Below are 13,938 nucleotides of genomic sequence, written 5' to 3'. Positions count from 1 at the left end.
AAAAGCCTAAAAGGCTTTGATTTTGTCTAGAAGCTAGGAGCTACTTCTTCCCTTGAAAATGATCATCTATAGCGCTCACAATTTTACCCATGATATAGCTCACGCGAAAATTTCTCAGGATCAAAATAGCCCAAAGCAAGGCCACGGTATACCGTTGCTCCATGATGGATTCATTAAAGAAATAAGTCTCAGCAGCAGTAAATAAGGCCATGATAATAAATTGTTGTCTGTTCATAGTCTTTTACCACAACTTCCTATTAGTCTTCTGCTATGGTCACTTTATCTGCTAAAAATTCAAAGCCTTGAGGAAGTATGGATTCTTCGGGTTCTTCCTTATTGACCTGTTCTTGAGAACCTTTAGCTCTGCTTGAAAATGCAGCTCGAACTTCCTTCCATTCATCCATAGAAATAGCAAGAATCTCTGGAGAAAATCCAGCAGCACGACTAAGAATATTGCCAAACATGGTATTGAGATTGTCTCGTTTCATGGTTTGACCAGCATTGAAATTCGATTCAAAAGCCAAAATCGCATGGTGTTCATTAGCAGCAACTGGTTGAGAACCAGCCAAGAGTGCCTTATCTGGTCCTGATAAGCTTTCGATGACTTCTCCCCAAGCATTCTGAAGACGGATTAAGTTTTGACGGGCTAAGTCTGGATTTTCTACTGCTTCTTGAAGAATAGACTGTACCTTATTTCGGTCTACACGATAGATGGACTTATTGTTCGTCGGACGACTCGGTGTCGAAACAGATTGTTTTGGGGTAGACCCTACATTAGCAAGAGCTTGTTTTAACCGTGCAACTTCTTCTCGTAGAGAAGATAGCTCTTCGGCCACCTCACCTGAAAGTTCTGGCTGTGAATCGATTTCTGCTAAACGAATAGTCATCATTTCAGCATAAATCTTAGGTTGTAAGCTAGCCTTAATATCAGCCAGACTTTTAGTAGCAAGACTAATCATCTCAAACAAGATATCCTGCGGAAGGTCTAAATTTCTCTCAAATACATCACTATGGTGAGTATTCTCTCCACCTGCTTGAACAATTAAGATATCACGTAAGTATTGTAGTAAATCCACTACAAACCGTGTCATGCTCTTTCCATTCTCAAAAATCAGATCAAGTTGTTCCAAAGCACCTGTTACATTCTTTTGTGCTAAAGAAGCAACATAATCGTCCAAAGCACTTAAACTAATGGTCCCAGTGATTTCCTCAGAAACTGCTGTAGTAAGAGTAGTTTCCTGTGTTAAGCTTAATGCCTGGTCTAAGATAGATAAGGCGTCCCGCATACCACCTTCAGCTCGTCGAGCAATAATTTCGACAGCTTCTGTCTCGTAATCAATTCCTTCTTTTTCCAAAATCTGGAAGATATGATCACGAATATCCTGAGTCTTAATAGACTTAAACTCAAATCGTTGAACACGAGATAAAATCGTTGCAGGAATTTTATGCAACTCTGTCGTTGCCAGAATAAAAACGACATTTGGAGTAGGTTCTTCCAGTGTTTTCAAAAGAGCATTAAAGGCACCTGTTGAAAGCATATGGACCTCGTCAATGATATAGACCTTATACTGAGCTATACTTGGAGCATAGGTTGATTTATCACGGATATCACGAATTTCATCAACCCCATTATTAGAAGCAGCATCCATTTCGATAACGTCTTCTAAACTTCCTTCCGTTACCGCTTGACAGATATAACAGTTATTACAAGGTTCTCCCCCTACTTGATTAGGGCAGTTCATAGCCTTGGCAAATATTTTGGCTACACTGGTTTTGCCAGTTCCACGAGGCCCTGAAAATAGGTAGGCGTGACTAATCTTATCCTGTTCCACAGCCTGTTTAAGTGTTCGAGCAATAACATCCTGGCCCACTAACTGTGAAAAATTTTGACTTCTATATTTTCGATAAAGCGCCTGATACATTATGCTTTCTCCTCAAACATTGAAAATATCCATTCTGTTTTTTCCAACAAGATGGTAACAAATTCTTCTAAATAGCGTTGATCAATTTCATCATAATCATCAACATGAGATGAATCTAAATCTAATACTCCAAGAAGCTGTCCATTTTTTACCATTGGAAGAACAATCTCACTACGAGCACTACTATCACAAGAAATATAGTTGGGATAGGTCTTCACATCACCAACGATAACCGTTTGACAACTAGCCGCAGACTCTCCACAAACGCCTTTCCCAAGTGAGATTCTAACACATGAAACTCCACCTTGAAAAGGCCCTAAAATAAGCTCATTTCCGTCATATAAATAGAAACCTGCAAAGACAGTACGAGGAAAGTTCATTTTTAAGAGAGCGCTGGCATTTGATAGATTAGCCAACACATTGGTCTCACCTTCTAAAAGTGCCGTGAGCTGAGCATTGACCATTTGATAAATTGATTCTTTTTCGGAATATAACATAAAACCATTATATCAAAAAATACTAGTTGAAAAAAGAAAAATCCCTTGTTTTAACAACAAAGGATTTGTAATTAAATCTGATTGATTAAAGTTCGATGTCTCCAAACAAGTCAGCCATTGAGAATCCAGTTTGAGTTTCTGGAAGTTCAAAGTCACGTTTTTCTTGACGTTTTGGACGACGTGGACGTGGAGCACGTTTTTCTTCGTTTTGTCCTTCTTCTTGAGCTGGACGTTCTTCAAGAGCCTTGATAGAAAGTGAAACGCGTTCTGCATCAGCGTTAACATCAAGAACTTTAACAGTAACTTCTTGACCAACTGTAAGAGCTTCTTTTGGATTTTCAATACGTTTGTGTGAAATTTGTGATACGTGAACAAGTCCATCAATACCTGGCAATACTTCAACAAATGCACCGAAGTCAGTCAAACGTTTAACTGTACCTTCTACAACGTCACCTTTAGCCAATTTTTGCTCAACGCCATCCCATGGTCCAGGTGTTGTTGCTTTAAGTGAAAGTGATACACGTCCTTCTTCTTCGTTAAGATCAAGGATTTTCACTTCAACTTCTTCACCAACAGTTACTACTGATTTAGGTGAAACGTTACGTTCGTGTGACAATTCAGTCAAGTGAACCAATCCATCAACACCACCAAGGTCGATGAAAGCACCGAAGCTTGTGATACGTGCAACTTTACCAGTTACAACATCACCAACAGCCAATTTACCGAATACTTCAGCACGAGCTGCAGCAGTAGCTGCTTCTACAACTTCACGACGTGAAAGGATGAAGCGGTTTTCTTTAGGGTCAACTTCTTTAATTTTAGCTTCAAATTCTTGACCTACAAAACGCTCAGTGTTACGTACGAAACGTGTATCCAACATTGAAGCTGGGATAAATCCACGCAAACCTTCAAATTCTACTGAAAGTCCACCTTTAACAGCGCGAGTTCCTTTAACTGTAACAACTTCTTCTTCACGTCCTACAAGTTTGTCCCATGCTTTGCGAGCTTCAAGGCGTTTTTTAGATACAAGGTATGTTACTGTATCAGTATCTTTACCAACTACTTGACGAAGTACAAGAACATCAAATACTTCACCTACTTTTACAAAGTCATTGATATCTGCATCGCGATCGTTTGTCAATTCGCGAAGAGTCAAGACACCTTCAACACCAGTTCCTGAGATTGCAACGTTAGCTTGATTAGCATCAACTGTCAATACTTCAGCACTAACAACATCACCAGGTTCAACTTGGCTAACGCTATTTAGCAAATCTTCAAATTCATTCATCTAAAAAATCCTCCAACAATCAAGTTTTTTAACTTGACATACTTATAATTTTTTTCCTAAGCACCCGCAACGACATGAACATCTCGAACGTCCTTCAATTATAAAAATAAAATACCCTAAGATATTTTTCTTTTCATCTTGAATTTATTACCTAAGAACTGGGGTAGCTGGATTCGAACCAACGCATGAGGGAGTCAAAGTCCCTTGCCTTACCGCTTGGCTATACCCCAAAAGTGAAATGGAGAGAGAGGGATTCGAACCCCCGAACCCGAAGGAGCGGATTTACAGTCCGCCGCGTTTAGCCTCTTCGCTATCTCTCCGATAATGAACAAAACCTATTATATCATGAAAAATTGCAAAAAACAAGCATTATTTTGCTAAATTATAGTTTTCAATCAATATTTCCACAGCTTTTTCAAGATTCTTGTAAAAACTATCGACATTTCCATTCTTTATGATTGCAAATTGGTTATCTAGTTCGGCAATTTCACCGATTAACTTTTTACCAATCATTAAGGTATAACCATCGTAGTTATCTTTTCCAACTGCTACTTTAGCATCTGACAACTGAATCTCAATTTTTTTATCTTTTTTACTCATACGATACCTCTTTTCACTTTCTCTATTTTACAAGAAATTCCCCGATCTCGCAAGAAAAAACTCTCTACCAAGCTAATCTTGGTAAAGAGTTCCTTGAATCGTCTAGAGAAATTTTTCCCTTGAATTTTAGTCAATTAATGGGTTGCTCCACCAACTATTTTCAAGTCCTTATCTTTGTAGTCTACGATAGCACCAATCGCAGCTTCGATACCTCGGACAATATCTCTTAAGCACATGGATGCAGTATTAGGCTTATTTACCACTTGTTCGGTCATATAGGGAATATGCATAAAGCCTGCTCTCATATTGGGAAATTTCTTATCCGCTAAATAGAGAGCCTGATACATCAAATGGTTGCAAACAAAGGTTCCAGCTGTATTGGATACTGTAGCTGGCAGCCCTACCTCGTTTATGGCTTGTACCATTGCTTTGATAGGGAGCGTGCTAAAATAGGCAGCTTCTCCATCTAGGCGAATAGGTGTGTCAATCGGTTGATTCCCTTGGTTATCTGGAATTCTTGCATCATCTTGATTGATGGCAACTCGTTCAGGAGTTAAACTAGCTCTACCTCCTGCTTGTCCGATGCAGAGTACCACATCTGGTTGATAACGGACAATTTCTGCTTCTAAAACCTCTGCTGATTGATAAAAGACTGTTGGAATCTCTACCCAGCGTATCTCCGCTCCATGAATTACAGACGGCAATGATTTAACTGCTTCCAGAGCTGGATTGACCTTTTCACCACCGAAAGGATCAAAACCTGTAACTAATATTTTCATTTTATTTCCTTTGCTAAAACGCCAAATAGTACATTAAAAATACATGTAGGATTATCATGATAACAGCCACTCCTACTTGCGCTTTGATAACGCCATTTGGATCTTTCATCTCCAAAAGTGCTGCCGGTAATGCATTAAAGTTAGCAGCCATTGGAGTCAGTAAGGTCCCACAGCAACCTGCTGTCATTGCAAGTGCAGCGGCTACGATTGGATCAGCTCCCAAGGCAAATACAAAGGGAACACCAATCCCAGCTGTAATGACTGTGAAAGCAGCAAATGCATTACCCATTATCATGGAAAATAGAACCATACCAAGGACATAAGCTACCACACCCATAAAACGACTACCCGAAGGCACTAGACCGCTTATCAAATGCGAAATCAAGTCTCCCACTCCTGCTACGGTAAAAATCGCACCCAAAGCTCCTAAAAGCTGAGGAACAATACCACTGGTTGAAACTTGTTGGACCATTCGATTGTTTTCTGCTAATAAGCTCTTAGGAGAACTCTTGGTAATGAAAAGAAGAGACAGGGTTGCAAAAAATGCTGCAAGGCTGATAGCTATCTTACTAAACTCAGGAATTACTTTTGCTAATACTAAAGCAATCAAAGCCATTAACATGACTGGGATAAAAATTTTATTCTTTAATCGTTTGGATTCAATATTTGCCTTGACTTCATCCAGAGTCGGTAAGGTTCCGATACGAACCTGTTTAAAAAGAGTCAGTAAAGCCAATAACACTACAATAGTACCAATCAAGATCGATGGTAAATAGGAACCACCAATAAAACTGATACCCAATAAAGCCCAAAACCCAGCTGTTCCAAAGCGAACTGGGTTTGTTTTATCTCTATAGCTACAATAAGCCGTATGAAGGAATTGACAACCAATCACAATATAGGTCAACTCTAATAACTGTCTTGCTAGATTGGTCATTCTTCTTTCCCTTTACTAAGCTTATTAGCTAGCAGTTTTTTATCAAACAAGTAATTGTAAATCCCTACTACAAGAAGGGCTACCCCAGCAACTATAAGAGAAGCTGAAGCAATTCCTGCATAATTGCTTTCGTAACCCAATTGGTCCAGAGTGCCCCCAACTAAGAGGACACCACCTGCACCAACGAAAGTATTCTGAGCAAAGAAATTTGCAAAATTGTCATTTGCTGCTGCACGCGCTTTTAGCGCTTCGCTTTCCTTCTCTGTTAATTTTCTACCTAATTGTAACTCTGCTGCTGCCTGTCCCATGGGTTGAACCAAGGGTCTTACAAACTGCGGATGTCCTCCGATACGAATAGCAAAGAAACCATCGAGTTCCCGAAAAAAGAAATACACTGTATAAAAACTTCCTACAGTCAGTCCTTTAATCTTTTGAATCAAGTCAATCGAACGTTGCTTGAGCCCAAAAGTTTCAGATAAACCTACCAGTGGCAAAGTCACTATAAAAATCGTCAGAACTCGTTGATTACTAAATTCTTTTCCCAAAATTTCCAAGAACTCAACAAGAGAAACTCCAGAAACTAGAGCTGTAACTAAACTAGCTAAGACTACTGTTGCAATGGTATCTAATTTATAGATAAAACCAACCACAATGATAAGTATCCCTATTAGTTTAATCCATTCCATATAGGCTCCTTTTCCAAAATACTAGTATGGTTTATTTGACATGACTTTCTAGTTCTTTTTGGTATTTATTGTTTGATTCCAATTTCTCTTTTTGCCATTTTTCAAGAGCTGCTTGATATTCTTTAGCTGTTACAATCTCTTTTTGCAATTTCATGCCCTTGAAGATATATGGATCACCCTTGATACCTACTTGTGAGTATGGTTTAGAGAATGGAACGACGTTGCTGACTACTGGTGAGCCTCCTGATGAAGCTGTCGGCATCAAGAGAGAACTATCAGTAAGCCATGCTTGAGCTTTGGCATATTTTTCATATCTCTTGTCCAAGTCATTTGTCTCAGAAACTGCATCATCCAAGAGTTTCTTATATTCATCCAAACCAAGTTGAGCTACTACTTCCTTGTCTTTACCTTTCGTAATACCAAGGTGTTTCATAGCAGAACCAGTTTTAGGATCCATGATATTTAGATAACTTGCTGGGTCTTGATAGCTTGGAGCCCAACCAGTGCTATTCAAGTCATAGTCTTTCTGAGCAGGAACACGTGCTTGAGATGTAATACTTTCCTTCTCGTTATCAGTCATCTGAAGAACATCGATCACGACATTTTCAGAACCAAGAGTTGACTCGATTGATTGTTTAAAGGAATTGCTTTGTTGAACGGCAATGGTATCTGTCTGTTCAACTGGAACATCCAAGTGAATTGGGAAGGTTACACCTTTTGCTTCCAATTCTTTCTTAGCTTTCTCAAATGAAGCTTTTGCTTTATCAGGGTTGTAGATGGTATCTTTTCCGTCTACAAGCTCAACGCCTTTCCATTGGTCGCCGTAGTTAACCAATTCTGCTTGAGCGATATCACCAAAGTTTTTGCCACCAGATTGTACAAAGTTATCCGGAACTAAGCTGTTACGAATAATCTTATCCGCACCATCTTCACCATTGAGCTGTGCAGCATAAGAATGACGGTTGAAGGCAAAGTTGATTGCTTGACGGAAGTCCTTGTTCAGCATTGCTTCTTTTGTAGAAGTTTTTTGTTCTTCACTTGTTTTTGCTGTCTTATTGTATGATTGACGGTTTACGTTAAAGGTAAAGTAATAACTAGTTGAATCCTGTGGACTGTAGGTGATTTTATCTCCGTATTGTTCTAAAGTAGAAGCAAAGTTTGAGCTACTTGGGAAGATACGAGCTGTTGTATAAACACCTGAAGAGAAACTACGGATTAATGATTCTTGGTCTGAACCATCATAGTAAGTCAATTTAACCTTCTCGATTTTAACCTTCTCTTTATCCCAATAATTTGGATTCTTTTCGTATTCGATTAAAGATTTTGAAGTCAAAGTCTTCAAGATATATGGACCGTTATAAAGGATACCTGATGGGCTGACAGCTCCGTAATTTTTACCTGAAGCTTTAAGGAATTCTTCATTTACAGGTAACATAGTTGCTGAAGTCACTTTTGAATTCCAGAAACTTTCAGGTGCATTAAGAGTGTACTGGACTGTGTAATCGTCCAACGCCTTAACACCAACTGTAGAGAAGTCATTAGTCTCACCAGTCATATATTCATTCAAGCCCTTGATGGAGTTTTGAATAAGAGTGACACCGTCTGATTTGCCATCTGCTACGTGTTTCAACCCAGTAACAAAGTCATGCGCAGTTACTTCAGCGTATTCTTCTCCTTCAGAAGTATACCATTTAACTCCTTTACGAAGTTTATAAGTATAAGTCAAACCGTCTTGTGAGACGCTCCAATCCTCAGCTAGAGATGGAACCAAATTTCCATATTCGTCATTTTCCAACAAACCATCAACAACGTTACCGATGATATCCGTTGTTGAAGTACGAGTTGCAATACTGTAGTCCAAAGATGATGGGTCTACTCCATAGACATAAGAGAAGGTAGTAGGTGCGTCTGCTTCCTTGTCAGCTTTACCACAAGCCACAAGAAGAACTGCTGTACTCAGGACAACTCCTGTTGTCAACATCCACTTTTTCGTTTTCATAAAGATCTCCTTTAATAATGTTTAATCTACTTTTACAATCCAGCCTTCTGGTGCTTCAATGTCACCAAATTGGATACCTGTCAATTCATCGTATAGTTTACGAGTCACTGGACCAACCTCTGTTTCACTGTAGAAAACATGGAAGTCATCACCGTGTTGGATTCCCCCAATAGGTGAAATTACGGCTGCAGTACCACAGGCACCTGCTTCTACAAATCGATCCAGACTATCAATTGGTACATCTCCCTCAACAGGCTTCAAGCCTAAACGATGCTCTGCCAAGTAAAGCAATGAATACTTGGTAATGGATGGCAAGATTGATGGACTCAGTGGCGTTACGAACTCGTTGTCAGCTGTAATCCCAAAGAAGTTTGCTGAGCCTACTTCTTCAATCTTAGTGTGGGTTGATGGGTCAAGATAAATAACGTCTGAGAAATGACGGGATTTAGCCATTTTTCCTGGCAAAAGACTAGCGGCATAGTTCCCACCGACCTTGGCAGCTCCTGTTCCATTAGGTGCAGCACGGTCATACTCATCTTGAATCAAGAAGTTTGTTGGAACCAAACCACCTTTAAAGTAATTTCCAACTGGCATGGCAAAGATGGTGAAAATATACTCCTCTGCTGGTTTTACACCAATGATATCTCCGACACCAATCAAGAGCGGACGGAGGTAGAGGGTTCCACCAGTTCCATAAGGGGGTACGTATTCTTCATTAGCACGAACAACTGCTTTACATGCTTCTACAAACATTTCTGTTGGAACTTGTGGCATCAAGAGACGATCACAGGTGCGTTGCAGACGTTTGGCATTTTCATCTGGACGAAAGAGTTGAATACTGCCATCTTTGGTACGATAGGCTTTTAATCCTTCAAATGCTTGTTGTCCATAGTGAAGACTTGGAGATGATTCTGAAATGTGAAGAGTTGAGTCCTCGGTTAATTCTCCTTGAGTCCATTGTCCATTTTTATAATAAGCGATATAACGATAAGGTAGTTTCATATAGGAAAAACCGAGATTTTCCCAATCGATTGTAACTGTCATCCATTTCTCCTTTATTCTAATCAAGCTTTGTGTTCTATTCTACACTATTCTCCTAAAAATTCAAGTATTATTTGTAATTTTCTGAAAATTTTGCTTATAAAAAATCAGTCACTAGGACTGATTTTTAATCTTCTTTTTCTTCTTTAAAGACTTCTTTGATGTATGCATCAAAAACTTCTTCATCAGAAATAGTATCTGAGATAAAGCTTCCGTTGCTAGTACGTTCTGATAGATTCAAATCTTGCAGGATTGACTCATAAATTGTTCCGTTATTTGATTGAACAACTAGAGTTTGTTCTCCATCCTCTACTTCTGTACTGAAGAGATCTCCGATAAATCCTTGTTCAGAAACCGCACCAGCCACAAATACGCGATGTGGTTTGCTCTTCAATTCTCTCAGAACCTGAAGGCCACGCTTAGCACGACTGGTTGCTGGAATTTCCTCTGTTGAAACACGTTTCAAGCTTCCACGTTGGGTTAACAGATAGAAGGATGAAGTACTGCAGATAAAGGCAGATTGAAGTTCATCATCTGCTTTCAGATTCATAGCTTTGACCCCTGCAGCCTTGGCTCCGACAACTGGAACCTCTTCGATATTAAAGCGAAGAGCGTAGCCATTCTTACTGATTAATAGGACGTCATCTAGCTTGATTGGTGCTACTGCTACAATCTGGTCACTATCGTCCTTCAACTTAGCATACTTGACAGACTTAGAACGATAAGTTCTCCATGGAGAGAATTCTTTGCGTTCTACTCGTTTGATTTGTCCAAGGCGAGTTGCTGCAAAGTAGGTCGTCGCATCGTCAAACTGATCCACCACTTCGACGTAAAGTACTTCTTCAGTGGTTTCAAAGTTTGTAATAGACTGGCTCAGATGCTCCCCGATATCCTTCCAACGAATGTCTGCTAATTCATGGACAGGGCGGTAAATGACATTCCCAAGCGTTGTAAAGATTAAGAGATGCTGAGTAGTTTTGACAGATTGAACGAATAGCAAGCGGTCGTCATCCCGTTTACCAATTTCTTCTAAGGTCGAAGCTGCGAAAGAACGAGGACTAGTGCGCTTAATGTAACCTGCCTTAGTCACACTGACGTAAGTATCTTCTTCAGCAATCAGACTAGCTGTATCAATCTCGATGACTTTTGCTGTATCTTCTAAAGTACTCAAACGTGGAGTCGCAAACTTCTTCTTGACCTCACGAAGTTCTTTCTTCATGAGATTGTACATGGTTCGTTCATCACCGATGATAGCCGCAAGCATAGCAATCTTCTCACGAAGTTCTGCTTCTTCTTCCTGCAAGACAACAACGTCAGTATTGGTCAAACGATACAGTTGCAAGGTAACGATAGCTTCTGCCTGTTCTTCCGTAAATTCATAGCTAACCTTGAGGTTTTCCTTAGCGTCAGCCTTGTTCTCAGAAGCACGGATAAGGGCAATAACTTCATCCAGGATGGAGATGACACGAATCAAACCTTCCACGATATGGAGACGTTTTTCAGCCTTTTCCTTGTCAAAGCGAGAACGTGCCAAGATTACCTCACGACGGTGGGCAATATAGCTAGATAAGATAGGCACAATCCCAACCTGACGAGGGGTGAAATTGTCAATCGCCACCATGTTGAAGTTGTAGTTGATTTGCAAGTCAGTATACTTGAAAAGGTAGTTGAGAACAAGTTCCGTGTTCGCATCTTTTTTGAGTTCTATAGCGATGCGAAGACCGTCACGGTCAGACTCATCACGAACCTCAGCGATACCTGCCACCTTGTTATTGACACGGACTTCATCGATTTTCTTGACCAAGTTAGCCTTATTGATTTCATAAGGAATCTCAGTGATAACGATTTGTTCCTTACCACCTTTTAGCTTCTCAATTTCAGTCTTGGAACGAACGACCACGCGCCCCTTACCAGTTTCATAGGCCTTCTTGATTTCGTCACGACCTTGGATGATAGCTCCTGTAGGAAAGTCTGGCCCAGGCAAGAATTCCATCAACTTATCAACCTTAGCAGTTGGGTGATCAATCATGTAGACTGTCGCATCAATAACTTCAGCCAAATTATGAGGTGGAATATCTGTGGCATAGCCAGCTGAAATACCTGTTGAACCATTGACTAAGAGGTTTGGAAAGGCTGCTGGTAAGACAGTTGGCTCTTTCTCGGTATCGTCAAAGTTCCAAGCAAAGGGAACTGTCTTTTTATCTATATCTTGAAGAAGGTAGCCTGCAATCTCAGATAAACGAGCTTCCGTATAACGCATAGCCGCAGGCGGATCTCCGTCCATAGAACCATTGTTACCGTGCATTTCAACTAGAATCTCACGGTTCTTCCAGTCCTGAGACATACGGACCATGGCATCATAGATAGAAGAATCCCCGTGTGGGTGAAAATTACCCATGATGTTCCCGACAGACTTGGCCGACTTACGGTAGCTCTTATCAAAAGTATTGCCATCCTTATTCATCGAATAAAGAATACGGCGTTGAACCGGCTTCAATCCATCACGAATGTCTGGCAAAGCCCGGTCTTGAATGATGTATTTGGAGTAGCGCCCAAAGCGCTCTCCCATGATGTCCTCTAAGGACATGTTTTGGATATTACTCATATAGGATACAAAGCCCGTAAAATGCAAAGTGAAATTAGGAAATTCTTGCAGTGATCGATGCTCACAAGAGAATTTATCTTTTTCACACAGTATTTAGGGCGTGTTCAACTCCTTTCAAAGAATGTAGAGTAGTTTTTTTATAGACAAAGGTGTTCAGTTACTATAAATAACCAAACTATCCTTGCTATAGTTTAAATTGATAAATAGAGTTCTTTATTTCTTAGTAATTAGGAAGTTTTGACTCAGCATACTGAATCATCTTCTCAGCTACTTCCCTATCGTATTCAAAGCCCATCTTTTGGGAAAGACTTTGAGCTTCTTGATGAAAAATTTGCATCGTAGCCAATAAAGACTGAATGATTTTGTCTAAACTCGAGAAATCAAGTAGATTTGAGAATTCCTTCTTCTTCTCAGCAGGCAAGTAATTAAAGAGGTACTTGTAGTTTTTACCGATATCGACCTTTCCCCTATCACTTGCCACCTGCCAGGCCAAGACTTTCAAGAGTTCCTGCTGACAAATACCGTAGAGATGGTCTGTCGCATAGATAACTTGATTACGACAAATTCCTTTGACCACGTAGGCTGACACCCACCAAAATTCATTACAAGATTTTTCAAAATCCGTCTCAGTAGCTGGGGTTATCCAGTAACGCTCTGGACTTGGAGAATAGGTCTCAAACAAGCCCTTAGTGTCCTCTAGCACCGTGAAATCCGCTTCGCTTTCTACCCACTCTTGAATGTGGTCTTCGGGGCAGAGGGTCAAATCAAGCCGATTGCCATCTTCGAAAAGCATGAGAAATAGACGGCGATGTCCAAGAGTCACCTCTTGCTCAATGATGCGTTCACCGAACTGGTCCAGCCAAGAAAAGTCACTCGACAGATAATCTAAGTCATCCACAATATAGACAACATCATAGTCTTGAAATTCATCTGTTTGAATCTTTTGGTTTGTTCGTGAACCAGATAGCGCCACAGCATCAACCTGTATCTTTTTAGCTATTTGTAAAATCAGGTCAAGCATTTCCTGGTCAGTTCTCATGTGGTTCATCCTCAGTTGCCTCTAAGTTCTGAATAACAGCATCTTCATTTCTTTGCTTAAGAAGCTTCTGAACTCTTTTTCTTTCAAGCTCTCCGACCAAGAATTGAATGATAAAACTAATACCAAAAATTGGTAATAGCAAAATAATTCCCATTTCTAGCGTCAGCATTATAAATAGTAGATTCATCCCTGATAAGATTGCCAAAAACCATGCATTTATCTTAAGAAGTTTTGAGTAACTACTAGGATAATACTTGTGATGTTTGGTACTTTTATAAATAGCTGTAAAACTGAATGCTAAGCTAGCTGATGTGAAAATATAAAAGTCAAAAACATAAAAGAGCAAACCTGCATAAGGATTGGATCTTAATGGATTATCAAATAAAAAGACACAGGTAGTTACTATGGTTAATAGTAAAAATTCAAGATAGCGGCTTTGCTCAGGTTTACCTTGTTTGGCAATTATATACATAACTGCAGCTAAAGCTAAGACTATGACAAGAAATGGACTATCAAACAATAAACTTATCATGATTTATACCTCT

Annotated in this window: 13 protein-coding genes and 2 tRNA genes; all 15 read right to left on the bottom strand. The window is 39.8% G+C overall.

The genetic code is table 11. The features are described from left to right. Positions 1-40 precede the first annotated feature (40 nt). The 15 genes from ACTO1Y_RS01490 to ACTO1Y_RS01420 all read right to left on the bottom strand — a co-directional run bounded on the left by ACTO1Y_RS01490 (position 41) and on the right by ACTO1Y_RS01420 (position 13,925). Positions 41-235 carry a DUF3272 family protein gene (locus ACTO1Y_RS01490; RefSeq protein WP_441348091.1) on the bottom strand — a complete coding sequence of 65 codons (195 nt, stop codon included), beginning with the start codon at positions 233-235 and terminating at the stop codon, positions 41-43. 22 nt (positions 236-257) lie between these two features. Beyond that, a complete protein-coding gene (gene dnaX, locus ACTO1Y_RS01485) occupies positions 258-1,922 on the bottom strand; it encodes a DNA polymerase III subunit gamma/tau (RefSeq protein WP_441348090.1) in 1,665 nt (554 codons plus the stop codon). Further along, entirely contained in the window at positions 1,922-2,419 is a 498-nt protein-coding gene (locus ACTO1Y_RS01480) for a GAF domain-containing protein (protein WP_441348089.1), read from the bottom strand. Before ACTO1Y_RS01480 ends, dnaX begins: the two co-directional genes overlap by 1 nt. A gap of 85 nt (positions 2,420-2,504) precedes the next feature. Continuing rightward, entirely contained in the window at positions 2,505-3,707 is a 1,203-nt protein-coding gene (gene rpsA, locus ACTO1Y_RS01475; protein WP_006145742.1) for a 30S ribosomal protein S1, read from the bottom strand. Positions 3,708-3,865: 158 nt separating this feature from the next. Continuing rightward, positions 3,866-3,937, bottom strand: a tRNA-Gln gene (locus tag ACTO1Y_RS01470). A 9-nt stretch (positions 3,938-3,946) separates the two neighbouring features. Continuing rightward, positions 3,947-4,027: transfer RNA gene (locus ACTO1Y_RS01465), tRNA-Tyr, on the bottom strand. A gap of 49 nt (positions 4,028-4,076) precedes the next feature. Further along, positions 4,077-4,307, bottom strand: a complete 231-nt coding sequence (locus tag ACTO1Y_RS01460) for a DUF2969 domain-containing protein (RefSeq protein ID WP_178894876.1) — start codon at positions 4,305-4,307, stop codon at positions 4,077-4,079. 134 nt (positions 4,308-4,441) lie between these two features. Next, complete coding sequence (gene pcp, locus ACTO1Y_RS01455) at positions 4,442-5,086, bottom strand: pyroglutamyl-peptidase I (protein ID WP_373113202.1); 645 nt, start codon at positions 5,084-5,086, stop codon at positions 4,442-4,444. A 13-nt stretch (positions 5,087-5,099) separates the two neighbouring features. Then, entirely contained in the window at positions 5,100-6,023 is a 924-nt protein-coding gene (locus ACTO1Y_RS01450; RefSeq protein WP_441348088.1) for a DUF979 domain-containing protein, read from the bottom strand. Continuing rightward, the gene (locus ACTO1Y_RS01445) at positions 6,020-6,709 is read right to left on the bottom strand and encodes a DUF969 domain-containing protein (RefSeq protein WP_441348087.1); all 690 of its coding nucleotides are present in this window, start codon (positions 6,707-6,709) and stop codon (positions 6,020-6,022) included. Before ACTO1Y_RS01445 ends, ACTO1Y_RS01450 begins: the two co-directional genes overlap by 4 nt. Positions 6,710-6,740: 31 nt before the next feature. Continuing rightward, positions 6,741-8,708: a peptide ABC transporter substrate-binding protein gene (locus tag ACTO1Y_RS01440; protein WP_441348086.1), complete on the bottom strand. Its 1,968-nt coding sequence runs from the start codon at positions 8,706-8,708 to the stop codon at positions 6,741-6,743. Between the two features lie 21 nt (positions 8,709-8,729). After that, on the bottom strand, positions 8,730-9,752 hold the full coding sequence (locus ACTO1Y_RS01435; RefSeq protein ID WP_441348085.1) for a branched-chain amino acid aminotransferase: 1,023 nt from the start codon (positions 9,750-9,752) through the stop codon (positions 8,730-8,732). Between the two features lie 124 nt (positions 9,753-9,876). Then, on the bottom strand, positions 9,877-12,354 hold the full coding sequence (gene parC / locus ACTO1Y_RS01430) for a DNA topoisomerase IV subunit A (protein ID WP_441348084.1): 2,478 nt from the start codon (positions 12,352-12,354) through the stop codon (positions 9,877-9,879). 220 nt (positions 12,355-12,574) lie between these two features. Further along, positions 12,575-13,393, bottom strand: a complete 819-nt coding sequence (locus tag ACTO1Y_RS01425; protein WP_441348083.1) for an aminoglycoside 6-adenylyltransferase — start codon at positions 13,391-13,393, stop codon at positions 12,575-12,577. Then, positions 13,383-13,925, bottom strand: coding sequence for a hypothetical protein (locus ACTO1Y_RS01420; RefSeq protein WP_254725641.1), 543 nt, complete (start codon positions 13,923-13,925; stop codon positions 13,383-13,385). Before ACTO1Y_RS01420 ends, ACTO1Y_RS01425 begins: the two co-directional genes overlap by 11 nt. Positions 13,926-13,938: the final 13 nt, after the last annotated feature.

Origin of the sequence: Streptococcus sp. V728 (assembly GCF_052077995.1) — a bacterium.
In the GTDB taxonomy this organism is placed as follows: domain Bacteria; phylum Bacillota; class Bacilli; order Lactobacillales; family Streptococcaceae; genus Streptococcus; species Streptococcus infantis_B.
Note: the sequence above shows the minus strand (reverse complement) of the source record. Positions and strands in the feature narration are given on the sequence as shown.

Bases quoted from the DNA above. Each gene is read 5' to 3' on its own strand.
- rpsA (WP_006145742.1), bottom strand. From the start codon at position 3,707: ATGAATGAATTTGAAGATTTGCTAAATAGCGTTAGCCAAGTTGAACCT.
- ACTO1Y_RS01445 (WP_441348087.1), bottom strand. From the start codon at position 6,709: ATGGAATGGATTAAACTAATAGGGATACTTATCATTGTGGTTGGTTTT.
- ACTO1Y_RS01490 (WP_441348091.1), bottom strand. From the start codon at position 235: ATGAACAGACAACAATTTATTATCATGGCCTTATTTACTGCTGCTGAG.
- ACTO1Y_RS01425 (WP_441348083.1), bottom strand. From the start codon at position 13,393: ATGAGAACTGACCAGGAAATGCTTGACCTGATTTTACAAATAGCTAAA.
- ACTO1Y_RS01450 (WP_441348088.1), bottom strand. From the start codon at position 6,023: ATGACCAATCTAGCAAGACAGTTATTAGAGTTGACCTATATTGTGATT.
- ACTO1Y_RS01440 (WP_441348086.1), bottom strand. From the start codon at position 8,708: ATGAAAACGAAAAAGTGGATGTTGACAACAGGAGTTGTCCTGAGTACA.
- ACTO1Y_RS01460 (WP_178894876.1), bottom strand. From the start codon at position 4,307: ATGAGTAAAAAAGATAAAAAAATTGAGATTCAGTTGTCAGATGCTAAA.
- ACTO1Y_RS01480 (WP_441348089.1), bottom strand. From the start codon at position 2,419: ATGTTATATTCCGAAAAAGAATCAATTTATCAAATGGTCAATGCTCAG.
- ACTO1Y_RS01420 (WP_254725641.1), bottom strand. From the start codon at position 13,925: ATGATAAGTTTATTGTTTGATAGTCCATTTCTTGTCATAGTCTTAGCT.
- parC (WP_441348084.1), bottom strand. From the start codon at position 12,354: ATGAGTAATATCCAAAACATGTCCTTAGAGGACATCATGGGAGAGCGC.
- ACTO1Y_RS01435 (WP_441348085.1), bottom strand. From the start codon at position 9,752: ATGACAGTTACAATCGATTGGGAAAATCTCGGTTTTTCCTATATGAAA.
- dnaX (WP_441348090.1), bottom strand. From the start codon at position 1,922: ATGTATCAGGCGCTTTATCGAAAATATAGAAGTCAAAATTTTTCACAG.
- pcp (WP_373113202.1), bottom strand. From the start codon at position 5,086: ATGAAAATATTAGTTACAGGTTTTGATCCTTTCGGTGGTGAAAAGGTC.